Annotated in this window: 22 protein-coding genes and 2 pseudogenes; 11 read left to right on the forward strand and 13 right to left on the reverse strand. The window is 57.3% G+C overall.

What is annotated here, in order from left to right:
- Positions 1-1,173, forward strand: coding sequence for a DUF2599 domain-containing protein (locus IF654_RS12135; RefSeq protein WP_157774118.1), 1,173 nt, complete (start codon positions 1-3; stop codon positions 1,171-1,173).
- An 82-nt stretch (positions 1,174-1,255) separates the two neighbouring features.
- A pseudogene (locus tag IF654_RS12140) lies at positions 1,256-1,489 on the forward strand (IS630 family transposase); the annotation flags it as partial.
- Between the two features lie 231 nt (positions 1,490-1,720).
- Here the strand turns inward: IF654_RS12140 and IF654_RS23285 are convergent.
- Together IF654_RS23285 and IF654_RS23290 are read right to left on the reverse strand one after the other, a co-directional pair.
- The gene (locus IF654_RS23285; protein WP_371914014.1) at positions 1,721-2,584 is read right to left on the reverse strand and encodes a methyl-accepting chemotaxis protein; all 864 of its coding nucleotides are present in this window, start codon (positions 2,582-2,584) and stop codon (positions 1,721-1,723) included.
- A pseudogene (locus IF654_RS23290) lies at positions 2,576-3,346 on the reverse strand (MCP four helix bundle domain-containing protein); the annotation flags it as partial. The gene IF654_RS23285 and the pseudogene IF654_RS23290, both read right to left, overlap by 9 nt.
- A gap of 521 nt (positions 3,347-3,867) precedes the next feature.
- On the opposite strand from IF654_RS23290, the gene IF654_RS12150 reads away from it, so the two are divergent.
- Together IF654_RS12150 and IF654_RS12155 are read left to right on the forward strand one after the other, a co-directional pair.
- Complete coding sequence (locus IF654_RS12150) at positions 3,868-4,074, forward strand: hypothetical protein (RefSeq protein ID WP_047274528.1); 207 nt, start codon at positions 3,868-3,870, stop codon at positions 4,072-4,074.
- Between the two features lie 206 nt (positions 4,075-4,280).
- Positions 4,281-4,745, forward strand: a complete 465-nt coding sequence (locus IF654_RS12155) for a hemerythrin domain-containing protein (RefSeq protein WP_047274526.1) — start codon at positions 4,281-4,283, stop codon at positions 4,743-4,745.
- A gap of 419 nt (positions 4,746-5,164) precedes the next feature.
- Here IF654_RS12155 and IF654_RS12160 read toward each other — a convergent pair whose 3' ends face one another.
- Positions 5,165-5,521: a VOC family protein gene (locus IF654_RS12160; RefSeq protein ID WP_194862908.1), complete on the reverse strand. Its 357-nt coding sequence runs from the start codon at positions 5,519-5,521 to the stop codon at positions 5,165-5,167.
- Positions 5,522-5,910: 389 nt separating this feature from the next.
- On the opposite strand from IF654_RS12160, the gene IF654_RS22950 reads away from it, so the two are divergent.
- The 3 genes from IF654_RS22950 (at position 5,911) to IF654_RS12170 (ending at position 8,399) form a co-directional block, all read left to right on the forward strand.
- On the forward strand, positions 5,911-6,165 hold the full coding sequence (locus IF654_RS22950; RefSeq protein WP_047274522.1) for a Pathogenicity locus: 255 nt from the start codon (positions 5,911-5,913) through the stop codon (positions 6,163-6,165).
- A gap of 142 nt (positions 6,166-6,307) precedes the next feature.
- On the forward strand, positions 6,308-6,766 hold the full coding sequence (locus IF654_RS12165; RefSeq protein WP_052892160.1) for a site-specific integrase: 459 nt from the start codon (positions 6,308-6,310) through the stop codon (positions 6,764-6,766).
- Positions 6,767-6,812: 46 nt separating this feature from the next.
- Complete coding sequence (locus IF654_RS12170; protein WP_080960212.1) at positions 6,813-8,399, forward strand: ABC-F family ATPase; 1,587 nt, start codon at positions 6,813-6,815, stop codon at positions 8,397-8,399.
- 88 nt (positions 8,400-8,487) lie between these two features.
- Here the strand turns inward: IF654_RS12170 and IF654_RS12175 are convergent, their stop codons facing one another.
- Positions 8,488-9,522: an alpha/beta hydrolase family protein gene (locus tag IF654_RS12175; protein WP_047274518.1), complete on the reverse strand. Its 1,035-nt coding sequence runs from the start codon at positions 9,520-9,522 to the stop codon at positions 8,488-8,490.
- A 172-nt stretch (positions 9,523-9,694) separates the two neighbouring features.
- Entirely contained in the window at positions 9,695-10,306 is a 612-nt protein-coding gene (locus IF654_RS12180; protein WP_047274516.1) for an FMN-dependent NADH-azoreductase, read from the reverse strand.
- 127 nt (positions 10,307-10,433) lie between these two features.
- Here IF654_RS12180 and IF654_RS12185 point away from each other — a divergent pair, with 127 nt between their 5' ends.
- Positions 10,434-11,342, forward strand: a complete 909-nt coding sequence (locus IF654_RS12185) for a LysR substrate-binding domain-containing protein (RefSeq protein WP_047282636.1) — start codon at positions 10,434-10,436, stop codon at positions 11,340-11,342.
- A gap of 11 nt (positions 11,343-11,353) precedes the next feature.
- On the forward strand, positions 11,354-11,698 hold the full coding sequence (locus IF654_RS12190; RefSeq protein ID WP_094989855.1) for an MmcQ/YjbR family DNA-binding protein: 345 nt from the start codon (positions 11,354-11,356) through the stop codon (positions 11,696-11,698).
- Positions 11,699-11,715: 17 nt separating this feature from the next.
- On the opposite strand, the gene IF654_RS12195 is transcribed toward IF654_RS12190, so the two are convergent.
- Together IF654_RS12195 and IF654_RS12200 are read right to left on the reverse strand one after the other, a co-directional pair.
- Entirely contained in the window at positions 11,716-12,114 is a 399-nt protein-coding gene (locus tag IF654_RS12195; protein ID WP_194862907.1) for a DUF1294 domain-containing protein, read from the reverse strand.
- Between the two features lie 35 nt (positions 12,115-12,149).
- Positions 12,150-12,980 (reverse strand): undecaprenyl-diphosphate phosphatase, encoded by an 831-nt coding sequence (locus IF654_RS12200; protein WP_047274513.1) that lies wholly within the window; start codon positions 12,978-12,980, stop codon positions 12,150-12,152.
- Positions 12,981-13,269: 289 nt separating this feature from the next.
- On the opposite strand from IF654_RS12200, the gene IF654_RS12205 reads away from it, so the two are divergent.
- Positions 13,270-14,904, forward strand: coding sequence for a methyl-accepting chemotaxis protein (locus IF654_RS12205; RefSeq protein ID WP_047274510.1), 1,635 nt, complete (start codon positions 13,270-13,272; stop codon positions 14,902-14,904).
- A gap of 48 nt (positions 14,905-14,952) precedes the next feature.
- On the opposite strand, the gene IF654_RS12210 is transcribed toward IF654_RS12205, so the two are convergent.
- The 6 genes from IF654_RS12210 to IF654_RS12235 form a co-directional block, all read right to left on the reverse strand.
- Positions 14,953-16,800, reverse strand: coding sequence for a polyurethane esterase (locus IF654_RS12210; RefSeq protein ID WP_194862412.1), 1,848 nt, complete (start codon positions 16,798-16,800; stop codon positions 14,953-14,955).
- A gap of 13 nt (positions 16,801-16,813) precedes the next feature.
- On the reverse strand, positions 16,814-18,133 hold the full coding sequence (locus IF654_RS12215; protein WP_230683806.1) for a TolC family outer membrane protein: 1,320 nt from the start codon (positions 18,131-18,133) through the stop codon (positions 16,814-16,816).
- A gap of 61 nt (positions 18,134-18,194) precedes the next feature.
- The gene (locus tag IF654_RS12220; protein ID WP_194862411.1) at positions 18,195-19,526 is read right to left on the reverse strand and encodes an HlyD family type I secretion periplasmic adaptor subunit; all 1,332 of its coding nucleotides are present in this window, start codon (positions 19,524-19,526) and stop codon (positions 18,195-18,197) included.
- A complete protein-coding gene (locus IF654_RS12225) occupies positions 19,523-21,277 on the reverse strand; it encodes a type I secretion system permease/ATPase (protein ID WP_194862410.1) in 1,755 nt (584 codons plus the stop codon). Before IF654_RS12225 ends, IF654_RS12220 begins: the two co-directional genes overlap by 4 nt.
- A 153-nt stretch (positions 21,278-21,430) precedes the next feature.
- Positions 21,431-21,751 carry an AprI/Inh family metalloprotease inhibitor gene (locus IF654_RS12230; protein WP_194862409.1) on the reverse strand — a complete coding sequence of 107 codons (321 nt, stop codon included), beginning with the start codon at positions 21,749-21,751 and terminating at the stop codon, positions 21,431-21,433.
- A 133-nt stretch (positions 21,752-21,884) separates the two neighbouring features.
- A complete protein-coding gene (locus IF654_RS12235; protein WP_047276684.1) occupies positions 21,885-23,327 on the reverse strand; it encodes a serralysin family metalloprotease in 1,443 nt (480 codons plus the stop codon).
- 617 nt (positions 23,328-23,944) lie between these two features.
- Here IF654_RS12235 and IF654_RS12240 point away from each other — a divergent pair.
- Positions 23,945-25,159: a cytochrome P450 gene (locus IF654_RS12240; protein WP_157774117.1), complete on the forward strand. Its 1,215-nt coding sequence runs from the start codon at positions 23,945-23,947 to the stop codon at positions 25,157-25,159.
- The last annotated feature ends 48 nt before the right edge of the window (positions 25,160-25,207 follow it).

Genomic DNA, 25,207 nt, shown 5'->3' on the forward strand with positions numbered 1-25,207 from the left:
GTGAACATTCTCCGTCGTAGCTACTTACTTACAGGGGCTCTGCTGTTTCTTAATAACTTGAATGCACAGGCAGGCGTTGGGGAAGACACCGTCCGTGAAATTGAGAGCTATTACGACTCGCAAGTAGAATACTGCAACACACCTTATAGACCCGCCTATTTGTGTTCAGGGCTAATGATCCGAGGGACATCGACGTCAGGTAAGTTTTTGCCGTGGCAGCCGAGTCCTGGCACTTTGGCAAGGGGGGGAGTCCCTTTTTCTTATTTGCGCAGCGATACTAAATTTGGATTGGCTTGGGGAATAAAAGGGCTTATTTTGGCGCCTACAGATTATAAAAAATTTGGGATGTCAGACTTGCCGGAGGTACTGTGCTCCTTTCCTTTAGATGCCAATACAGCGATGAGGACAGATAAAGGGTGTGGCGATAATGTTGACACCCCTGTAGAAGAAAAGTCGTGCGAATCTTTTGGTATTACTACCGCTGAACAGTGGGTAAGTCACTTCGGGGATGTGAATAAAGATGAGACTAGGCAGTGTGGATTTAGGCAGGTTGGAGCGCAGACTTACCAATCGGCGAGTCATTTCTACGCCAGTGTGAAGGCAAAGTCGTTAATCAGAGATGGCTTCTTTAATCGGCATAATGAAGTACTCTTGGGAACATGGAGTGATGCTGAAAATTTACCGATTTTAGCCTTCTATTATGTTGACGGGCCTAATCAAAATAGTGGATTGGCAGCGGCCCAAACAGATCAGTGGAATTGGGTGGTCAACGCAGGTCATACATTTACACCGATTGTTAAAGTAACGCTTCCAGACGGCCCACAAAAAGAAGCAAGGTTTACCTTTGATCCGCAGGATCAAGCGACCTGTTCCCAGTACTTCAGCAATGTTCGCTGGGTCTTTAAAGATAATGGATGGTCGCTGGCTGTCACTCCCAGTTCCTGCGCTACGAACCTTACCAATCAAGAGTATAAATCCGCAGCCATTGAGTTGTTGAGACAGTATCGCGACAGCGTCAGGTTTAACCAACAACCTTACGGTGAGTCTTTAGCCGCACAGATCAAATGCCTTTCTCCATACTTCAAAAGCCCACGGGAGTTTTTTTTAGAACCTTGGCGCACTACTAAAGGTATGACCGATGAACAAATCGCCGCTGTTGGGTGTAATCCTTGAGAGGCAGGTCAATCTAAACACGTCGTAGTAGGTATCCCTTTTTGGAATGCCTTAAGGAAGATATTAAGAAGTGCTGCAAAGCAAACCCGAAGACGCCAGCCATTGGAGCACGCGTCGAATGAGCCGGGAAACAGGGTTGTCCCCAGCCAGCGTGATGCGTATTTGGCACGCTTTTAGGATCAAGCCTCACTTGGAAAAAACCTTCAAACTTTCTACCGATCCACTGTTTGTCGATAAGGTTCACGATATTGTAGGCCTATACCTGAACCCGCCTGATCGAGCGTTGGTGCTCTGTATTGATGAAAAAGGCCAGATCCTCGAAAACCCATTCCACCCCCCCATGCCTGGCGGATGCAGTAGGTCTGATCAAGGATGTTGTAGCGGTGCCAAGTCCCGTTGCCTTCAACGACCTAGGTCAGTCTGTTGTTTTCGTTCCATTCCATCCGTGACGCTCGCCAAAAAATTCAACCGCCAGCGGGCGGTTGAATTTGATTATTCGTGACAGGCTCAACGCTTTAGGGCTCTGCGCTACCGCTAACTCGGGCCATCACACTTTGAAGCGCGCGACCAAGTGATTCAGTTCAATCGCCAGATTGGCCAGTTCGCCGCACGCGCTCGCGGTCTGACTGGCGCCTGCCGAGCTCTGGATGGACAGTTCGCGGATACTGGTCAAGTTTTGGTCTGCCTCGCGGGCTACTTGCGCCTGTTCTTGCGAAGCGGTGGCAATCAACAGGTTGCGTTCGTTTATCTGGGTAATGGCCTCGGCGATTTGCTTGAGCGACAAGTCGGCGTCTTGTGCCACGGAGATGGAGCTGCTGGCCATCTGCGCGCTGACGCTCATCGCCCCCACCGCTTGGGTGGAGTCAGCCTGAATCGCGCTGATCATTTGTTCGATTTCCTGTGTCGACTGCTGCGTACGGTGGGCCAGCGCCCGCACTTCATCGGCCACCACCGCAAATCCACGGCCTTGCTCGCCTGCGCGGGCCGCTTCAATGGCCGCGTTCAGCGCCAGCAGGTTGGTCTGCTCAGCAATCGCGCGAATCACTTCAACCACCTTGCTGATGTTCTGTGCCCTGCCGGACAACGCCTTGACCTGCTCTCCCGTACTGGCCACGTTGCTGGCCAGACTTTCAATGGCTTTAAGGGTTTGTGCCACATTCTCGATACCCGAACGGGTGAAGGCCATTGTCTCGCGGGAGGACTGGGCCGCAGCGTCGGCATTGCGGGCCACCTCGTCCACGGCGGCGGTCATTTCGGTCACAGCGGTGGCCGCCTGGTCGACTTCATCATTCTGGCGCACCAGCCCGCGGCTGGCCTCTTCGGTGACCGCCGTCATCTCTTCTGAGGCCGAGGCCAACTGGGTGGAAGAGTCGGCGATACGGGCGATGGTTTCGCGCAGGTTATGCTGCATCTTGGCCAAGGCGCCCAGCAGGCGGCTGGCTTCATCGCTACCAGTAATCGTAACCTCCCGCGAGAGGTCGCTGTCGGCGATGCGCTCGGCTACGGCCAAGGCAACCCCGATAGGCGCAGTAATACTGCGGGTCAGCACTGTGGCCAGTACGACGGTGAGCAACACCGTAGCCACCAGCAACCCAATCACCAAGGTGATGCCGTTGCTGTAGATCGAGGCAGCATTCAGGCCTGCACGCTCTGCACCCTCTTCATTAAAGGCAGCCAGCTTGTCCATTTTTTCCTGCATGCCATTGGTCATAGGGCTAATGCGGGAATTGATAAGGGTAATGGCCGCCGCGTTGTCCCCACGTTTGAGCAACGGTTCCAACTCATCCAGCAGATTGAAATACTGCTGCATGTCCGTTGCCACCGCTTGGTACAGTTCACGCTCTTGTGAGCCGGTGACCAAGGCGTCGTAGTGACTGATGGTGTTCTGCAGGGTACTGCGGTAGCCGCTCAATGAAGCGATGCGGGTTTGGCGCTGCTGTTCATCGGTGGTTACGGTGATGCGGATGCTTTCAAGGCGCAGCCGCAGGATGCCTGCCTGCATCTTGCCGACCTCACGGATGCTGGCCATCCAATTGGTTTCTACATCCTGCTCCGCGTCTCGAAGCTTGCCCATTTGCATGACAGCGACCATGCCCAGTGCAAAGACCACCAGGATAATGAGTGAGAAAAAGGTGGCAGATCGTGGAGCAAGGTTCATTGTCCTGACGTTCATTTTTTATCACTCTAAAAGGTCGGTACGTCGCAGGTGTCATGCCAAGCTATCGACCGAGAGACCAAAAGCTGCAAGCCACTCGGCGGATTTATAAACGCAGACTCTTCATTACGGCTCGTGATCTTTTACGTAGGCAGACGGCCGCCTCATCAACGTGAAATCACCCCCCTTTGCGCTTCGATCTCTCCACAGCGGTGCAGCCTGATCCCCACGGGCTGGATCAAACCGAAGGCAAAATGCCATCATTTCGTCATGATCGTAGTTCACGCCGTGTCATAAAGTCGTGCTGTCGACGTGAATTTTTTGTCAGTTCGCCAGAGAGCAAGCATCGCAAAAGGACGACAGCGCCCAAGGTGATTCCTATAGGCTGAGGAGTTCTTTGCTCCACATCCGCAGCAGATAGCAACGCGGACCGGGTAAATCATGACGCGGGAATCAACAAGCCCATGTGTTGAAGTGTGTGACAGAGCGCGGTGATGCTTCATGAGCGTCATCAAAGTGGTGCGACAGAGGAAGGGATGATGAGTGAGAAACATGAGCAAAGCGCCACGGTGACGGCAGCAGACATTGAGCGATCCATTCAGGCGCTGAACAAAATGGCGGAACGCCTTTGGGGGGATGGTCGCGAAGCGGAGGCCAAGGCACTTCTCGATGCACTGGACGCATTAAACCGAGCGCTGGACAGGATCCGGATTGGCGAAAGCCGGCGGGTGAAGACCCTGCACTGAGTGTTGGCTGGCGATCTGCATTATCTGAAAAGACGTCTCGTGCAAGTTGCATGAACAGTACGGAGCAGATGATCAGTAACCCCTTGATATGGCGAATCTATTTCTTAAATAACAAGTGGCACGACAAATGCCTTACCTACATGGAGGAAAAAAAGCAGCGCTGGCACTGATCAGCCGCACCCTACCCGTGATAGAGAGGCCTAACCATGAACGCCATTGATCTTCTGAAAGCAGACCATGAGAAAGTGAAAGCCATTCTGAACCAACTGAGTGAATCAACGGATCGCGCAGTGAAAACACGCACGGATCTTCTGACCAAACTTGAGCTGGAGATCACTGTCCACACTCAACTTGAAGAAGAAATCCTGTATCCCGCGTTCAAGTCGGCTGGCGGGAAAGACGAAGCCGAGATGTATTACGAAGCCAAAGAGGAGCACCGCACCGTGGACGCGCTGGTGCTGCCCGACCTGAAAGCCACCGATCCCACGTCACCCGAATTTGCAGGGCGGGTGAAAGTGATTAAAGAGTTGCTCGAACATCACATCGAAGAAGAAGAAACAGACATGTTCCCCAAGGCCAAAAAACTGCTCGGTAAGGCCAAGCTTGAAGAACTGGGCGAACAGATGCTGGTATTGAAAGCCTCTATGAAAAAGAGCCTTGCCGCTGCGTAAACAGTGGGTGCGTCCCCGCAACAGCAGAGAGCCCGGCCCAGCGCCGGGTTTTTTGCATTGATCCTGCACCTATCCGGTCTATCCACGGCCAGCACAGCATTAGCATCAAGAGGCGATGGCGAGTGTGTTTCATATGGACCAAACACGGCCCTGAAACGTTGGAATTTTGGACGCTCACTGAGGCGCAGGTTTTTTGCTTGAGCGCGGCGGTGTTTCTGCTGACATGGCGCTCAGCTCAACCTGCAAACAGCCTGCGACGTGGGTAAGGCCGAGCACGAACATGGGCAAGAAATCGCACGGTCAGCCCAGCGATGGGTTGCCTGAAGCAAGACTCCACTGCCCGGCCCGCCGGGATTTTTCACGCCTTCGGGATGCAAACAAACAGCGTTGATACTGCATTGGCATCTATCCCGAAAGCGCTATGCATCCACACTCCAGACAGCTAACTCATAGCCATCCAAATCAATGAAGTGAAACCTGCTACCCCCAGGAAACGCGAAAACGTCCCGGCTTATCGTGCCCCCTGCCGCTCTGATTCGCTGCTGGGAGTCTTCAAGGTCATCCGCGTAAAGAATGACTAGCGGGCCACCCGGACGCACGGGCTCCCCGGTTGTGAACCCTCCGGTAAGCCTGCCATCACTGAACTCGGTATAGCCGGGACCATAGTCTATGAAGGCCCAGCCAAACGCAGAGCCATAAAAAGCTTTGCTGTGTGCAATATCGCTGACGTTGAACTCAATATTGTCGATCTGACGATCAGACCCTCTAGCGCCCATGCTTGACTTCCTTGTTGAACAAAACTGTTTTGATGGTCTGAACCTGAGCATGCCTCCCGCGCGGAAGGAGTGCCAATCGCTGAACTTGATCCTGCCGCAGTAGCGTTCCGACATCAACCTTGCTCACAAGGATCGTGTGCTACGTGCTGGTAACGTCCGGGCGAGCGTGACCCATGCCCATCACATCCCCACTGGCGGCAAGGGCTTCGACTTGGAGCCATTCAAACCTCAGGAACTGGAGTCGGCGCGTACCAAGGTCGATGTCGGCCGCCAGGGTGTCCCATCAATACGTTTCACCGCTCACACTCAAAACGATGACGCCGATCTATTGAGGCACCGTCCAGCGTGGGGCACACTGCCACCGACTCAACGAAAAAAGGACTTTATGGATGCCATTTTCACGGGAAGAAAGAACCGCTTTGCTCGCCCTCAAAGGCGTAGGCCCCACCGTGATTACTCGGCTTGAACAGATGGGTATCGAATCGCTCGCCGAGCTTAGGAAGGCGGATGTGGGTGACATCCTGGCCCAGGCATCCGCGGCATTGGGTTCGACCTGCTGGAAGAATAGCCCTCAAGCCAGAGCGGCTATCACTGCAGCCGTAGAGCTTGCGCGCAGCTCAACGGTGAACAATCCGGCACGGTAGGTCCGTTCGGTGCCTGCCCATCGGGTTGCCTGGTGGTCATGACACTAGCCTGCCGCTTGAAAACGTCGCTAATCCCGACCCTGGAGTCGATGTCGAACGCTGAGTACGCTGCTTGAGTGCGCGCAACACGGGCCGGACAGCCATGAGATGGCCATGCCGGATCGGCGCCAATCGTCAGATTCGCGTGCGCGTGAAAAACAAAAAACGTCGGGTGGTACTGCTAAGCCAACGCGCCATAAAGGCCTTGGTCCAAGCAAAAGCTGACGCTGAACACCCCGCCATGCGTGAAATGCAGCAGGCTCACGCCCCATACATTTCCCCTCCCGGCCAGGAAAATCAGTTCGTTCACGGAAGAAGTCTGCTGCACACGCCCGTCAAACAGGCGTTTATCGCCCTATCGTTACGTGACCGACCCCAGTACAATCGCCGCCTTACATACGCGACCCTTTGCCTGATGACGGGAATGAATCCTGCTTTCATCGCAAATCAACTTGGGCATAGCGTGCAAATGCTGCTGTCCACCTATGCCAGATGGATCAGTTCTGCTTCAGACTGGAATGAAATGTCCACGCTCGGAATGTCGGAAATGGGTACTCAATAGGTACTGGCGCACCCTCGCAACTCTGTAACCCCCGCAGGATAACCTTTTGATTTCTACAGCTAACATCACGATGCAATTCGGCGCCAAGCCGCTTTTCGAGAACGTTTCAGTCAAGTTCGGCGCAGGCAACCGTTATGGTTTGATCGGTGCCAATGGTTGCGGCAAGTCCACTTTCATGAAAATCCTGGGTGGCGATCTTGAGCCGTCGGGTGGCCAGGTGATGCTTGAGCCGAATGTGCGCCTGGGCAAGTTGCGCCAGGATCAGTTCGCGTACGAAGAATTCACCGTGATCGACACCGTGATCATGGGTCACGAAGAGCTGTGGAAGGTCAAGGCTGAGCGCGACCGCATCTACTCCCTGCCCGAGATGACCGAAGAAGACGGCATGGCCGTGGCAGAGCTGGAAACTGAATTTGCCGAGATGGACGGCTACACCGCCGAGTCGCGCGCCGGCGAGCTGCTGTTGGGCCTGGGTATTGGCATTGAACAGCACAACGGTCCGATGAGCGAAGTGTCACCGGGCTGGAAACTGCGTGTTCTGCTGGCTCAGGCACTGTTTTCCGATCCAGAAGTGCTGTTGCTCGACGAACCGACCAACCACCTGGACATCAACACCATCCGCTGGCTGGAAAACGTGCTGACCCAGCGTAACAGCCTGATGATCATCATTTCCCACGATAGACACTTCCTGAACAGCGTCTGCACCCACATGGCCGACCTGGACTACGGCGAGCTGCGCCTGTTCCCGGGCAACTACGATGAGTACATGACGGTTGCCACTCAGTCCCGTGAGCAACTGCTGTCGGACAACGCCAAGAAGAAAGCCCAGATCAACGAACTGCAATCGTTCGTGAGCCGCTTCTCGGCCAACGCCTCCAAAGCCAAGCAAGCGACGTCGCGTGCCAAGCAGATCGACAAGATCCAGCTGGCCGAGGTCAAGCCGTCGAGCCGCGTCAGCCCGTTCATCCGCTTCGAGCAGACCAAAAAGCTGCACCGCCAGGCGGTCATCGTTGAGCACATGGCCAAAGGCTTTGACGGCAAGACGCTGTTCAAAGACTTCAGCTTCACCATTGAAGCCGGTGAGCGCGTCGCGATCATTGGGCCGAACGGTATCGGTAAAACCACCTTGCTGCGCACGCTGGTCAACGAACTGACCCCGGATGCGGGCACTGTGAAGTGGACCGAAGCCGCTGAGCTGGGTTACTACGCCCAGGACCATGCCCACGATTTTGAAGAGGACATGACCCTCTTCGACTGGATGGGCCAGTGGACACAGGGCGAGCAAATGGTACGTGGCACATTGGGCCGCATGCTGTTCTCCAACGATGAAATCCTGAAGTCGGTCAAAGTGATTTCCGGTGGTGAGCAAGGCCGCATGCTGTTCGGCAAGCTGATCCTGCAAAAACCGAACGTACTGGTGATGGACGAACCGACCAACCACTTGGACATGGAATCCATCGAAGCCTTGAACCTGGCGCTGGAAAACTACCCCGGTACGCTGGTGTTCGTCAGCCATGACCGCGAGTTCGTTTCCTCGCTGGCCACGCGCATTATCGAGTTGAGCCCAAGTGGCGTGATCGATTTCAGCGGCACCTACGATGACTACCTGCGCAGCCAGGGTGTGGTGTTCTGATTTCACACACCCCCTGATTACAGCGCGTCATCTTGAAAACCCGTCCCCGTGACGGGTTTTTCATGTTGTGCGCGGACGATCCTGCGCCTCATCTGTGGTCAGCCGTACGTAGCCCATTGTGAGCACTGTTTATCAATGACTGACGGAAGAATCGCCCTGCTTCGTCAATAAGATCACGGTGGATGTCCTCCCGATCCACACCCTCGGCGTCGGTACACAAACCGGGCATTGTCGCCATCTGCTCATCGGTGCAGGGCGCCATGAACACAAAGTGCCCAGCGCCCGGTATGACTTTGAACTCAGGCGCTGTAGGCAGTTTGCGAGCCAGCGCATCCGAGTTTTTGTCCGGAAACACCAACTTATCGCCATCCCCACTGTAAAGCAGGACAGGTACATGCACGTCGGCAAGGGTTTGCCGACCGAACATAAGGCTCAGCGGCGCCAGCAATAACAGCGCCTGAACGCGAACATCCGCCACGGGGGCAAGGTCGTCCCGGTCTGCAATCAATTCACCCTGGGTCGTACACGCATCACGATCCCCTGGCCGCTCCTGACAATAGCGCCTCAGCCGCTCCAGATCAGGCTGCGCACCGGCCAGGATCAGCGCCGTCTCACCGCCGGCCGAATAGCCAATCACCCCGAGTGCATCGGGCAAGACGTAGGGCGACAGGCGACTGTCCTGTAACGTCGCGTCAATGGCAGCCGATATTTGCATCGGCCTGCCATAGAGATTGCTCAGCGTGCCCAACCGGCTGTGGTCCTTATCGTTGTCCCCCGGGTGCAGCACCGCAACCACGACAAACCCTTTGCGCGCCAACGCGGTGGCCAGGTCATGCAAGGCCAGCGGTGTGCCGGTGTTGCCATGGGAGAGCATCAGCAGCGGATAGCGGCCCATCGCTATGCGGGCGTTTTGCGTGGCATCCATTTGATAAGCGCCAATCGTGCTGCGCCCTTCTTGACCGATGGATGGATAGAAGGCAATGGCATGCATGGGGCGGTCATCGAGGGGATCGAGAAACGTGAGCCGATGAAAGCCGACACTCCAGTGCAGGGACGGTTCGGCCTGCACCGCCCAAGGGCTGCAAGCCAAAAAAAGCATGAGAAGCGCACACGCACGCACCATGATCGCTCACCGCTGAAGGCGTTTAGCCGGTATTTTTCACACCTGAACTTGAGTACGGGCGCCATGCACGGTTCAGGCCATGGCTTTGGCTCAAGATGCAAAAAACTCCGTACCCGGGCCATTTGCTGACAGCCAGAATACAGAGTTTAGCGGGTGACACCGTGCCGCAAGCTTACGCTGCGCTGAACAACGCTCCAGTAATGTGCGCATGAGCATCGTTCATGGCTTTGCTGCGAACGTCATCGCCATAAGCCAGACCGTGGGCACGAACGAACGTCACATCGGTGATGCCCATAAAACCGAGCATGACCTTCAAGTAGTCTTCATGGGCCAGCCCGGTCGGCTGACCGACGTGCAACCCGCCCGACGTCGACACCACAATTACTTTTTTATTGCCGCACAGGCCTTCAGGACCGGCGTCGGTGTAGCGAAATGTCTGACCGGCAACAGCGATGCGATCAATCCATGCCTTGAGCTGAGTCGCAATGGTGAAGTTGTACATCGGCGCCCCAATCACGACAGCATCGGCGGCCAGGAACTGTGCCAGGGTGTCGGCGCTCAATTGCGCTTCGTGTTGTTGAGCCGCATCGCGCAGTTCAGCGGCGGTACCGGCAGCCACCAGCGTAGCGGCCGAAAAGTGGTCGATGGCTTCGGCTGCCAGGTCGCGATAGCTCACGTTAAGGTCAGGATCAGCCGCTTGCCAGGCGTTGACCACGGCACGACTCAACTGACGGGATGCCGAGTTGTCGCCGAGGATGCTCGAATCGATGTGCAAAACGTTCATGGTGATCTCCAGAGGTGAGGACCGCCGCCCGGCGATCAAGTGGGGAGGATGCTACCCATGAAAGCAATCGACGATAAGTCGCCACTCATGCGATAGTTCGTCCCACCTGTAGGACAGTGAGCGCGTCATGCAAGACCTGAACGATCTGTATTACTTCGCCAAAGTGGTGGAAGCCGGTGGATTTGCCGCCGCTGGACGCGTGTTGGGGATTCCGAAATCCCGGTTGTCCAGACGCGTGGCCGAACTTGAAGACCGCCTCGGCGCGCGCTTGTTACAACGCACCACCCGCCAACTCAAGCTGACGGCCGTAGGCGAACGTTACCTGCGCCACTGTCAGGCGATGCTGCTGGAGGCGGAAATGGCAGACGAAGCCGTGGCCAGTATGTCCAGCGAGCCGCGTGGCCCGTTGCGGGTGTCATGCCCCGTGGGGCTGGCCCATGAATTCATGCCTGACGTCATCAGCGCCTTTTTACGCACCTATCCTCATGTGCAGCTTGAAATGCTGCTGCTCAACCGCCGCGTCGACCTGATTACCGAGGGCATCGACGTGGCCCTGCGCGTGCGTGAGCTGGGGGACGAAGACGCGCTGCTGGCTACCCGTCGATTGCGGCAGGCGCAAACCGTCATGGTCGCCAGCCCGGCATTTGCCAGCCAATGGTCCATCGAACATCCGGACGACTTGAAGCACGTGCCCGTGCTGGGCGCGCTTGAAGCAGACCGCATGGTTCACTTGCGCATGCTCGATGAGTTGGGCAGCCCCTGTGACCTGGTATTGGAAGCGCGCTTGGGCATCGATGATTTCATCGTGCGCAAAGCCTGCACCCTGTCGGGCCTGGGGTTTACCGTACTGCCCATGATGTACTGCGAACAGGAATTGCAAACAGGCCAGCTTGTACAGTTGCTGCCCAACTGGTCATTGCCGGGGGGTTGGCTACATGCCGTTTACCCGCATCGGCGCGGGGTGATGCCCGCGGTGCGCGCCTGGATGGAGCATTTGGTTGAATCATTCGAACGCTGTGGAGACAAGCTGCTATGAGCACCAACAGGATGAACAAGGACCAGATTGCTGATTTTTGCCGTCAGTTGCCCGGTGTCAAAGAAGATATCAAATGGGGAGGCGTGCAAGTGTTCTACGTCGACCAGAGCAAGATGTTTGCGCTGTTCAACCTGAATAAGGACGGGTTGTCGTTCAAGGTGGAGAAAGAGCTGTTTCTGGGGTATGTCGATCGGCCCGGTATACGCCCCTCCCCGTATTTGGCACGGGCGCACTGGATCAATATGCAGCCGCCCTACCCCATGGGCGCCGAGGAGCTGCAAGACTTGTTGCGCCGCGCCCACCAGTTGGTGGTAGCCAAACTGCCGAAAAAGCGTCAGATCGGGTTACTGCTCTGACGCGCTTTGGCTCAGAGCTACAAGTCCAGCAGGGTCATTTTCAAAAACAGCACATCGATCCAGATCGCCTGGTGCAAGGCCACAATCAGCCAGAACCAGATTTGAAACGAGACCTTGCGCGTCTTGTGGCGCAACAGTTGCTGGGCCACACACGCGCCGGGCCAGCCCCCCAACAGCTCAACGCCGTGCAAGACCTTCTCCGGGATGCGCCACTGGCCGGTTTTGGCTCGCTGCTTGTCATACCCGTACAGACCAAATGCCAGCACGCTGGTGACCAGATAGATCAGTAACGGTACGCGGCTGACCCCGGTAATCAACAATGTCGCCGCGCCGCCCAAGGGCAACGCGCACAGCGCTGCAAAAATAACGAGCTTGAACTTCAACCGGCGGATCGGGCCGTTGCCACGCTCAGGCATGCCCACGTAATCGCGACGTTCTCGGACTGATTTGTTCACGCAGCCGCCGCCGTCCAGTTAATCCAGCCAAACTGCCAAGTGGCGAGAATCAACAACCCGAACGCGATGCGGTACCAGGCGAACGCCGCGTAACTGTGGTTGGAAATGAACTTGAGCAACGCACGCACTGCAATCATGGCGAAGACAAACGAGGTCACAAAGCCAATCGCGAAGACGGGCAAATCGTCAGGCTGAAACAAGTGACGGTATTTGTAACCGGAGTACACCGCCGCCCCGACCATGGTCGGCATGGCCAGAAAGAATGAGAACTCAGTGGCCGCCTTGCGCGATAACCCGAACAGCAAGCCGCCAATAATCGTCGAGCCCGACCGCGAGGTGCCGGGGATCATGGCCAGGCACTGTGCAAAACCGATTTTTACCGCGTCTTTCCAGGTCATGTCATCGACGGTTTCGGCGTGAATCACGTGCTCACGGCGTTCCGCCCAGAGCATGATCACCCCGCCAATCACCAACGCAGCAGCCACGGTGATCGGGTTGAACAGGTAGTGGTGAATGGTGTCGGCAAAGATAATGCCCAGCACCACGGCGGGCAGCACGGCGATCATCAGGTTGACCGTGAAACGACGCGCCTTGGGCTGTGTGGGCAACCCGGTGACAACGTCCAGAATTTTGCGCCGGAACTCCCAGACCACGGCCAGGATGGCACCGAGCTGAATGATGATGTTGAACGCCATGGCTCGCTCACCACCGAAATTGAGCAAGTCTGCGACGATGATCTGGTGGCCTGTACTGGAGATGGGCAAAAATTCCGTCAGGCCTTCTACCACGCCGAGTATCAACGCCTGTGCGGCAGTCCAAAGATCCATTGTTCCCCCATGAAGCCCCGCATCGTGCCGGACTGATTATTGAAATGTGAGTGTGTGCAACCGCTGCCGCAGGTGGGTCACACGCGTGGATTTTCGCCAGTGCGATGTGAAAAAAGTGTCAGAAATCAAGAAACTTACAGGTTTTCCCGTTTCGGCCGAGATCCTATCAGACACATTCACTTTTCGCTGCTATGACATTAGACGCAAGTCGCATGGGCCCCGCCCGCAAAGCATGCTTGGATGCCCATGAGTGTCGACGACAAGAAGAAAAACAAGGAGTGACCGTTCTATGAATACCTTACGCAGGTTGTCTATCAGTCGTCGTTTGTGGCTGATTTTACTCGTGGCCATGGCCATGCTGCTGGCGTTGGGTTTGTTGATGCTTAAACAGATCCATGAAGACCTCTATCAGGGCAAAGTGCAGAAGACCCAACACGTGGTGCAGACGGCCAGCGGCATCCTGAACCACTACCACGGGCTTGAAACGGCCGGCACCTTGAGCCGTGAAGCCGCGCAACAGCAGGCGCTGGCTGTGGTCAGGCAGTTACGTTACGACCACGACGACTACTTCTGGATCAATGACCTGCGCCCCTACATGGTCATGCACCCCACCAACCCCAAGCTCGATGGCAAAGACCTCTCTGCGATCAAAGACCCCGACGGCTTTGCGCTCTTCAACGAGATGGCGACGCTGGCCAAGACCAAGGGCGCGGGCATGGTCGATTACCGCTGGCCGAAACCGGGCTCTGACGCCCCGGTGCAGAAAACGTCCTACGTGCAACTATTTGAGCCATGGGGGTGGGTCATCGGCTCCGGCGTGTACATCGACGACATGCAGGCCGAGTTCTGGGGCCAGGTCTGGAGAGCCTGCTGGGTCGGGCTGGGCATTGCGTTGATCATGGCCGCGCTGGTGACGCTGATAGCCCGCAGCATCGTGCGGCCCCTGCAAGAAGCCGTGCAGGCCATGGCCAACATTGCCAGCGGCGAGAGCGACCTGACCCGCAGCCTGGACACCCACGGCCAGGATGAACTGACCTCAATGGCGCAACACTTCAATGGCTTTGTTGCCAAATTGCGCAATGTGGTGGGTCATTTGCAGTCCACGGCCACGGCGCTGGATCAGTCGTCCACGCAAATGGGCCACGATGCCAGCGAGGCCCAGCAGCGTTGCCAGCAACAGGCGCTGCAAATGGATCAAGTGGCCACGGCGATCAACGAGGTCAGTTACGCCGTGCAGGACGTGGCCAAAAACGCCGAACACGCGGCCAGCGAAATGCGCGGCGCGCAGGACCAGGCGCAACAGGGCCAGCACAACATCGACAGCAGCTTGCAGCAGATAGACGACCTGTCCGGCACGATCAGTCAGGCGGTGGAGGTGATTCGCACGCTGGCCTCGCAAACCACAGACATCAGCACGGTGCTGGAAGTGATCCGCTCGATTGCCGAGCAAACCAACTTGCTGGCTCTGAACGCGGCCATTGAAGCGGCGCGCGCGGGTGAGCAGGGTCGCGGCTTCGCGGTGGTGGCGGACGAAGTGCGTTTGCTGGCCCAACGTACGCAAAAGTCGACCGCGGACATCCAGGCCATGATTGAGGGGCTGCAAAAACACTCTGAAGCGGCGGTCAACGTCATTGCCAGCAGCAGCCGTGCTTCCCAGCTGACGATCGAGCAAGCCACGCAGGCCGGGCAAAGTTTGAGCAGTATCGGTCAGGCGCTCACCAACCTGAACGGCCTCAACGCGTCGATTGCCAGTGCAACGCTGCAACAGTCGCATGTCGTAGAAGACATCAACCAGAACGTGACGCAAGCCGCCGGCTTGTCGCAAAGCACCGCTCAGGCGGCCGAGCAATCCAGTGTGGCCAGCCTGCACCTCAAAGAACTAAGCGTGCAACTCAACCAGTTACTGCGCCAGTTCAAGGTGTAAACACTGCAGCGGCGCAGGGTTTTCCTGCGCCGCTGCTCTCCCCCGCGTTCACGCAATCACGATCTCTGCGCCATTCAGCGTCGCCAGCCCGACGCCCACCAACGTCACCGAACTGTCCGCAAAACTGAGCACCGTGTCAGCTCCCACGGCACGGGCATGGGCCCGGTAATCCGCGTCGTAGCCACCTTCCACGCCCAGGAACACGAGCGTGTCGGTGGGCTGATAACCGAGCAGCGTGTCGTGACCGAACTGGCCGCTAAACACAAACGTGTTGTTGCCGCCCGCTGACTCCAGCCGATCATCGCCGCCGCCTGCGATAAACACATGCTGGCCCAGCGTGCCAATCAACCGGTCATCGGCACCCTGCCCGATCAGCCAGTCACCTTGTGTTGTGGCCTTGAGCGTACTGCTCTGCAGGCCGCCGTTCACCGAGTGGGCATAGTCGCTGCGCTGAGTGCCCGCCCACAGCCCATCATCGGCGATCCGGTGCGTAACCGGCTGACGAATGCCCAGCCACCCGGCTTCATCGCTTACCAACTGGCTGAGGTCACGGGTCAGGCTGAGACCGCCGTCAGTGTCGCGCACGTACAACGTGCCATGCCCGTCGTTCACCACCTCAACCGTGTGCAGTGCGCGTTGCAACTCCAGCGTATTCACGCCCTGGCCACCCAGAATGATGTTGTAGCCGCCACTGTCACGAAAGGTGTCGTTGCCGTCGCGGCCCTCCAGAAAATCATTGCCGCGCCCACCCTGAATCAAGTCATCGCTGTCGCTGCCGATGATGAACGTGCTGCCGGTGTGCGCTTGCGCATGGCGGTTGAGGTCCTGCACCCAGGTCGTTTCCCGCGCCGGGCCGGACAGATTGGCCACCACGAGGGTCGCGTCTTTATGGGTCAGGTGATAAAACGCCGAATCAAGGAGGCGGTTCAGGCCGTGGCCATAGCCGCTGGGCAGATGGCTGATCCAGGTCGAGACATTGACGATGGAGAACGGCAGCACATTCCACACCGTGGACGCGTAATGGTCGTTGAAGCTCACGATATTGTTGGTCGCCGACGGCAAAGGCGCGTCGTGTACGCCCAATGACGAGAAGGTGAAGTCCGATCCGTCCAGTGCCCGGAACACCGGGTCGTTTTCGTAACCGATGTTCAGCACGTTTTGCGTGGTTTCGCTTTGCGTGGGCGAGGCGAAGGCAATGTAGTTCGCCTCGCGATAAAACCCGGCCCAGCGTTCGTTGCTCAGGTCGGCCAGGCTGTTGACCGCCAGCCCGCCAAGGCTATGGCCGGTGACCAGTACATCGTTGCCGCTCAGCCCATGTGCCCGGGCAAACGTGGCGACGCTGCCCAGCAACCCGTCAAACGCCTGGCCGGTGTACTGGCGCGCGTAATCGTCGGGGCCGAAGGCAGCCAGCAGATCGCTGATGACATCGCCAAGGGCATCGGTAATCAACGACTCGCGCGGGCCACTGGTGCCGCGAAACCCGATGCCGATGGACGTCAACTGCCCATCGGCAGCATATTTGCCCATGATTTCGACTTGTGCCGTGTCATAGCCTTTTTGCTCGCCATAAAAGGTGCCGCGATGATCCACTTTGCCGGCATACCCCAACTGACCGGCACTGATGGGCGTCCATCCGGCCTTCTCAACGGCCTCGCGAGCCAGTTTTTCCGAGTCAGGGTTCCACGGGATGCCCGGCACCACGCCTTGCGAGTCCACCCCGCCCAACACGGCCGTGACCAGCGTCAGCGGTAAACCGACGCCCATCCCGTGCTTCTGATACCCCGCGTCAAACCCGTGATCGAGGTTGTGATAGCTGTACAACGTGAGGGCCAGTGCGTCTTGAACGAGTGCTGTTGAAGCGCTGTTGCCCACGTGTTTGTAGTCAAACACTGCCATGGTCTTGCCCTCCTCACGGATGAATCGGCTGCGCCCCAGCGCGCGGCACAAAGGCCTCATCGACCTTCGCCAGGTCCTGCTCACGCAGGGTGCCTGCGTAAAAATGCAATTTGGTCCATGCCAACAAGTAGTCGTAGCGCGTCTGCGCCAGATCGCGGCGCGTGCTGTAGAGCTGCTGCTCAGCGTTCAGGGCATCGAGGTTGACCCGCTCTCCGCCCAGAATGCTTTGCCGGGTCGAGACCACCAGCGCCTCGGCTGAGGTCAGGGCTTTCTGATACGCCCGTAGTTTGCTGACCCCCGACTGACACGCGTTGAATTGGCGACGCAACTCAATCAGGGTTTCCCGGGTTTTACCTTCCAGTTCGTATTCGACCTGCGACAGGTTGCTGCGGGCTTGGCGCACGGACGCCGATACGCCACCGCCCGAATACAGGGGCAGACTGATTTCAATGCCAATGGTGTTGGTGTCATAACGCTGGTTGTAGGTATTACCGCTTTCGGACTCCATCTTGCGCACGCTGGCGTAAGCATTGAGTTTGGGCAGATGCCCGGCCCGGTTGCGCTCCACCTCGTAGCGCGCCACGTCCAGGGCTTCGCGCTGGGAGGCCAGCACCGGGTTATTGGCCAGCGCGATTTCGTGCCATGTCGAAAAGTTACCGGGCTCCAGCGCGAAGGGGTTGAAGCCAGGCGCCAAGGGGATCAACTGATCGATATCGACCGTCGGCTGGCCTATCAGGGCGCCCAGCTCGCGCAAGGCTGCGTCCTGCTCATCCTGGGCCTGAATTTCTTCGGCGGTGGCCAGTTCGTAGCGCGATTCGGCTTCAAGAATATCCGTGCGGGTGCCTTCACCCTGACGAAACATGTGCTCGTTTTGTCGGAATTGTTGCTCGTAGGCTTTTTTCTTCGCCCGTGCGTTATCGATTTGATCCTGCGCAAACAAGGCCTGGGTGTAATGGGTCAAGACGCGTACCAACAGTTCCTGACTCTTGCTGCGAAATGTCTCGTTCGCGAACAACGTTTGCGCCACGCCCTTGCGGTAATTGGCGTACGCCTCGTAGTCAATCAGTGGCTGCTGGAGCAAGAACGTCGACCCATAACTGTTGTAGTTGCGGTCTTCGTGGCGGTTGCCCTGGTCATTCAGGTAAGTGGCTTTGGAATGGTTACGCCCCTTGTTGTAGCTGTAAGACAACTTGGGCAGCAAACCCGCCCGGCCGATGAGGCGATTCTCTTGACCGGCGTTTCTCTCTTCAATCGCCCCCAGAAACTCGGGATCGTTGCGCAACGCCTGTTCGTACACTTGAAACGGTCCCATCGCCTGCGCGCTGGCAGTCATTGCCGCCCATAACGCCCACCCCAGGCACACTCTTGAAGCTGCTTTCATACGTCGCAATTTCCTATCGCTCAGTCAACGCAGAACCTGCGCGATCCAACAGTGGTTTGAACAGGTAATTGAGCAGTGACCGCTCGCCCGTGCGCACGAACATCTCCGCCGGCATACCGGGTTTGATCACCAGGCCGTTGAGCGTTTCGAGCGCCTGGTCGCTCACTGAGCTGCGCAGCACGTAATACGGCATGCCGGTTTTCTCATCCAACAGTTGGTCGGCCGAGACCAGGCTGACTTCGCCCGACACACGGGGCGTACTGCTCTGATTGAATGCCGTGAACAGAATGTCCACCGGCAACTCGCTGCCCACCCGATCCACCAGGTTCACCGGCAAGCGCCCTTCGACTTCCAGTCGCGTCCCTTGGGGCACGATTTCCAGCAGGGTTTCACCGGCGCGGACCACTGCGCCTTCGGTGTGTACCCCCAAATTCACTGCAATTCCGTCTGCCGGCGCGGTAATTTCGCTGTGCTGCAAGTCAAACCCGGCGGACGCCAGTTGTTGCTCAAGGGTCAGGCTTTTGAGTTGCGCGTCAGCCAGTTGGGTGCGGACTTCCTTTTGATATTCGTCGATGTGCTGCGCCAGCTTGAGGCGCGACTCAAGAATGCCCTGCTCGATACGCCCGCTTTCCCCGGTGTTTTGCGCCACGTCCTGTTGCACTTGGGACAACTGGCGCTCGTACTCCATCAGGCGGTTGCGCGGGATGTAGCCGTTTTCCGCCAGCGGTCGCAGGTTGTTCAACTGCTGACGCAGGGAATCGGCCTGAGCAGTGAGGTCTCCCCGCGCGCGGCGCATGCCGGCCAATTGCCGGGTCGCGCCTTCGATGCTGGCCTTGAGCGCGGATTGCTCGCGGGCAAAGGCTTCACGACGGCTGCTGAACAGCTGCTGCTGACCTTCAAGCACCAGCGCCAGCCGCGGGTCGGGGTTATTGCTCAATTCGGGCGGGAAACTCACCAGCTGCAAGTTGTCGCGCTCACTCTGCCAGCGCGCCGTGCTGGCCCACGCCATGCGGTACTGCGCGCGTAACGATTGCACATCCGCCTGGACCTGGGTCTGGTCCAGGCGAAACAGCGGTTCACCCTGATGCACCGCCTGGCCCTCGCGCACCAGAATCTGGCTGACCACCCCCGCGCCCAGGGACTGGACGGCCTTGCGTTTACCCGACACCACCACGGTGCCCTGCACCGGAATGCCTTCGTCCAGCGGCGCGAGGCTGGCCCAGGCAAAGAAACTGCCTGCGCCGATCAGGGTCAGGATCCAGCCCATGCGCACGTAAAACCCGGCGCCACGTTCCATGGCTTGCGACTGTTGTTGATCGTTCATGATGCGTGCGTCCTTGCTCATGCGCCGCTGCTGCGCGTCTGTGCCTGATGGGTGCGAGGGATGCCAGTGGCGGCCGCCTGTTGTTGCTGGGCGCCGGTCAGCGCCTTGAGCACCTCGGCGCTCGGCCCGAACACCTGGGTGCGGCCCTCGTTGAGCACCAGAAGTTTGTCGGCCTGCGCCAACGACGCAGAACGGTGCGTCACCAGCACTACAGTGCAGCCTTGAGCCTTGAGCTGGGCAATGGCACTGGTGAGTGCCGCGTCGCCCACGGCATCCAGATTGGAGTTGGGTTCATCGAGCACCACCAGGCTCGGGCTGCCGTACAGCGCGCGGGCAAGCGCCACGCGCTGTTTCTGGCCGCCGGACAAGCCGCTGCCATCATCCCCCAGCAGCGTGTCGTACCCGTTTGGCAGGCGCAGGATCATCTCGTGGACCCCGGCCTGCCGGGCCGCCGCCACCACCTGTTGCGGGTCAGCGTCACGGAACCGCGCGATGTTGTCGGCGATGGAGCCACTGAACAGTTCAATGTCTTGCGGCAAATAGCCGATGTAAGGCCCAAGTTGGTCGCGGTCCCATTGGTGGATATCGGCCCCGTCCAGACGCACCGCGCCCGCCAGGGTCGGCCAGACGCCGACCAGTACCCGGGCCAGTGTCGACTTACCGGAGCCCGAAGCCCCGAGCACCCCCAACACCTCGCCCGCCACCAGGCTGAAACTGACGTGATGCAGGGTCGGCAGACGAATGCCCGGAGGCGCCGCACTGACGTCTTCGAAACTCAGGTGGCCCTTGGGCGCAGGCAACGCCATGTTCTCTTCCACCGCCGGGTGCTCACGCAACAGACTGTCCAGCCGCTGGTAGGCCAGCTTGGCGGAACTCCACTGTTTCCAGACGGCTATCAGCTGGTCGATGGGGCTGAGCACACGGCCCATGAGAATCGAACCGGCGATCATCATGCCCGCGCTCATGTCGCCTTGAATCACCAACAACGCCCCCAGCCCCAACACCAGCGATTGCAGGCACAGGCGCAGGGTTTTACTCACCGAGCCAATGACCGCGCCGGTGTCGCTGGCCTTGTTCTGCTCGGTCAGGAAGCGTGAATGGACGTTGAACCAGCGCTTACGTAACACGCCCAGCATGCCCATGGCCTGAATGGTCTCGGCATTGTGCAAATGGCTGGTGGCCAACTGACTGGATTGTTGCGAAAACACACTGGCCTGGCTCAGGGATTTGCGGGTCATGACTTCATTGACGCAGGCCAGTGCGATCAACACGGCGGCACCGGCCGTGGCAAAAACCCCCAGCCAGGTGTTAAACATAAAAATCACAAACAGGTACACCGGAAACCACGGCGCATCGAAAAAAGCGAATAACGCCGGGCCGGTGACAAATTGACGAATCAGGGTCAGGTCGCCCAGCGCCTGACCGGCATGGGCCTGGCCGCTGAACAGGTTGCGCTCGAACGCGGCACGGTACACCTGCTGATTGAAACGGCGCTCCAACTGGCTGCCGATGCGTATCACGATAAAACTGCGAACGGTTTCTAGCGTGCCAATAAAGATAAAGAACCCCACCACCATCAAGGACAACATCGCCAGCGTGGTGGTGTTCTGTGATGACAGCACCCGGTCATACACCTGAAGCATATAAATAGAAGGCACGAGCATCAGGATGTTAATCAAGGCCGTAAAACACCCGACACTGATGAGAATCTTTTTATAGTCGGCCAATACATGTATGAGGGGCGCGACGGGACTGCTTTTCAGCCGCTTCATGAATCTTCCTTGATCAATAAACCACGTCCACAGGCACTGGCGAGTGCCTGCCAGCCACCTTGTTGCCGTTCAATGTCGTTGTGGCCTCATGCCTGATCCGGCGTTTACGGTCACAACTGATCCGGCCTGAATAACGGCGCTGGCTTGTTTGCGTTAATGCACACTTTGTAAGTGTGCACGTTGCATCACCAGGGTTTTAGAACCCTCCACTGAGCCTTCATAGCGACCTGCTTCTCGCAACTCCAAAAAGAGTGACTGCGAGCCGTCTTTTCCAATCAGCAAGAGGCCATCCGGGGTGGGCGACCACGTGGTCGGCGTTCGGCCCAGCCACGCCTGTAAACAACTGACCTGGGCACTGAAGGTACGGTCTTTTTTCAACGTGACTGTGCACGCGTCCTGTTCGGCCCCTTGCACATAAAACGTCCAACTGCCCGCCACTTGTGCGGGGCTTAATAACATCAGCGAAGTGGCCATGGCGCTCTCTGTGGTAGTCAACAGCAATGCAGCCACACAGCCCATTGCTTGTATAAAACGGTATGCAGTGTTCATGAGACCTCGGCGTAGTGCCAGAGGGCAGCGCTTGCGCGCTGCCCGTTTACCGACAGCCTTACGCGACGATGTCGTAAGTTGCCACTTGCCCGACGGTGGTGATCAGGAAATCGGCTACGCCGTGTCCGCTGAAGTCCACTTGCAGCGAGCCAGCATTGCTGGCCTGGTTGTAGCTGACGACCGCATCACCCGCCTGACCGGTGAACGCATTGACGAAATTCAACCCACTGAGATGAGTAATCCCGGTGAGGTCGATTTTGTCGAGCCCGGTCTGGAAATCCATGAGGGTATCGGCCGCCTTGGGGGTCGAATCAGACACTTCACGGTAAACAAACGTGTCCGAACCGCTCCCGCCCCACAGCTTGTCTGCCCCGCCACCGCCGTAAAGGATGTCGTTGCCGGCACCGCCCTTGAGGATGTTGGAGGCCGCGTTGCCCAGCAACAGGTCGTTACCCGAACCCCCGATGGCGTTTTCGATGGTCACGCCTTGAGCGATCGACACGTTACCGGTCATCCCGCCCACGTCAGAGAACGAACCGGCTGCCAGGTTGATTTTCTGGTTCTGGCTGAAACCCGAGAAGTCCAGCGTGTCATTGCCGCCGCCATCCCACACCGAAAAAATCAACTTGTCGGTGGCCGAAGTGGCGCTGTAGTAGTCGCGGTCAGCCGTAGAGTTGAACCCATAAACGGTGTCACCGGCGCGGGTTTCCATGTTCGCGCCGTACAGCTTCTGCACCGCAGCAATGTCATCGAGCAGTGGTGCCGACGCATAGGCGCCTTCCCCGGTCTTGGTGAACACTTGGCCGGTGTTCTTCTCGCTCCAGTAGCTCATGACACTGTAAGCACGGGTGTCTTCGCCATACACGGCATCACGGTAGCTCGGGTTGCCATTACCGGCGTTGTAGTCGCCGGGGTGTGACAGGCCCAGGGTGTGACCGATCTCGTGGGTCAGGGTCTGACGACCGTAGTTGCCTTCCCCCGGGGTTTTGTTGACATCGTAGTCCTTGTTGATCAGGTACCACGACTCGCCTTTGCGCGAGCTGTTCGGCAGGTAGGCAAACGCAGCCCCGCCGTTGCTGGCGCTGAAGTTGGCGAAGGTCATGTGACCATCGTCACCGCGTGCCGCCGGGCCTTCAGTGAAGGTCACTTTGGCCACATCGGCCCACGACTCCAGCGACAGCTTGGCCTGTTCCTTTTGCAGCCCGGAGAACGAGCTGAAAGTGCCCAGACCACGGGAGGCATAGCCCGGCGGTGGAGACGTGAGGAAGGTGTAGGACAAATTGATCACACCGTCGCCATTGAGGTCGTACCAACTGGCGCCACTGCGGGTCAGTTGGTCAGCGGCCTGATCGACCGTAAACGATGGCTTGCCGTTGACCAGGTGATTACCGCGGTCATAGAAATGACTGAAGTTATCCACCTGGGTGAAGGCAGAACTGGTGCCGTTGGCCGCAAACGTCGGGTTGACGGACAGCGCTGCTTTCTCTTTAAGTTTCGACATGTAAACAGTTCCTTGTTTAGCAGTAGAAAAGTTTTTGACAGATATAGACGATCCCATGGCGAGATCGTCCTATCACTCGCCGTTTATTGGCCGGGCGAAGTTGACACACTTCGAAATATTCAGTCCAGCACTTTTTTGACGTCAATAAACGACTTTTCCGTAAGTAGCCGTAAACATTGGAACTTTTACTGAAAGCAATCTCCTTAAAGTTTTAAGGATGCTGGCTATATTCGCCGTAGGAATATCGCTACAAACAAATACAGCGCTTAAGGTTCATGGTGTGACCGATTGGTCAGTTCATTTTTGTTTAAACTTCCAGCCTGCTCACTCGTATTACAGAGTTGGCCAGCCGCAAACCCATCGCCATGTAAGCGTTTGCCGATCAAAAGTCGCTTGTCATATCACCACCGCCTCCAAAACTTCATAAACGACACAATGAACAACTCAACACCCCGCAGGCCACGTATAAAAAACGTCGCTTATGTGTAAGTTTCAGGCGCACTGCCCTTTAACTTTCAGCCAGACTGTTGGCCAGCATTACGCTTGCACTTTGGGTCACTGCCCATTTAGTGCAATACACACAAAAACCAACAGGAATAAATGACATGGAATGTCGAGTGACACCTGATTTCACATTGCCTGCCAATTTGACTAACCCTAATCGCCACTACGGTTACCTGCGCGAATGCGATCCAGTGCACTGGAATCCTTCAATCGGCGGCTGGATGCTCACGCGTTATGACGATGTGCAGGCGGCCGAAAATGACCCCCGACGATTCTCTTCGGTACGCATCGAAAAACTGCTTAAAAGCCATGTACCCCAAGCGTTGTGGCCACGACTCGAACCTTTTATCCGACTTACATCCTTTTGGATGTTTGCCAGCGATGCCCCACAACATCGACCGCGAAAAGCACTACTCAGCAAAGCGTTTACACCCAAATCCATTGCTGATCTGGAACCTTTCATCCTGCTGATGACCGACCGATTGCTGACTACCTTTGCAGGCCGTGAGCGGGTGGACCTTGTACAAGAGCTGTTTTCACTGATCCCCAACCACGTCCTTGCCGCCCTTTATGGCCTGCCCCATAGCGACGCGCCTCTGTTGCAGCACTGGAGCGACAATATCGCCATATTTCTGACCGGCTGTCTGGATGACAGTCACTGCATTGAGGACTCCATCGAAAGCATCGAACAAATGAATCGTTATTTTCTCGATGCCATCGACCGCAGGCGCTCAGACCCACAGGACGATCTCATCACGCGGGTGGTTGCCGAGGCAGACTTGCAGGGCATGCAAGATGAAGAAATTTGCGGACAACTGACGCTGGTGATTACCGCGGGCTACAGCACCACTGCATTTTTGCTCGGCACGGGTCTGTTCAATCTGCTTAAACACCCACAGCAAATGCAGGCCTTGAGGGCGGAACCTTCATTGATGAAATCTGCCATCAATGAAATGTTGCGCTACGAGTCGCCCTCTCAGGTGTCGCACAGAGTGCTGACGGAAAACATGACGCTGCACTCAAAGGCCTTGCGCAAAGGGGATTTGGTGTATTTGGTGCGCGCCGCAGCAAATCGCGACCCATTGTATTTTGCTGATCCGGACTGCTTCGATATTCGCCGCGCCAAGAATCCGCACACTTCATTCGGTGGCGGCGTGCATTTCTGTATCGGTACAGCGCTAGCTCGCATGGAAGTGCAGTGTGTCTTGAGCCGTTTACTGGAGCGGTTCTCCAAGATCGAGTTGATTGAAAGTGATTTGCCGCAGTGGCGGCTAAACAATTTTCAGTTTCGCAGCATGGCGACGTTCCCGGTGCGATTGAGCGTTTAGGGCCAGCACTTGCGTTGTCCTACAAACGGCACTTGACGATCAGAGGTG

It is taken from the genome of Pseudomonas lundensis (assembly GCF_015377145.2).
Lineage (GTDB): Bacteria > Pseudomonadota > Gammaproteobacteria > Pseudomonadales > Pseudomonadaceae > Aquipseudomonas > Aquipseudomonas lundensis.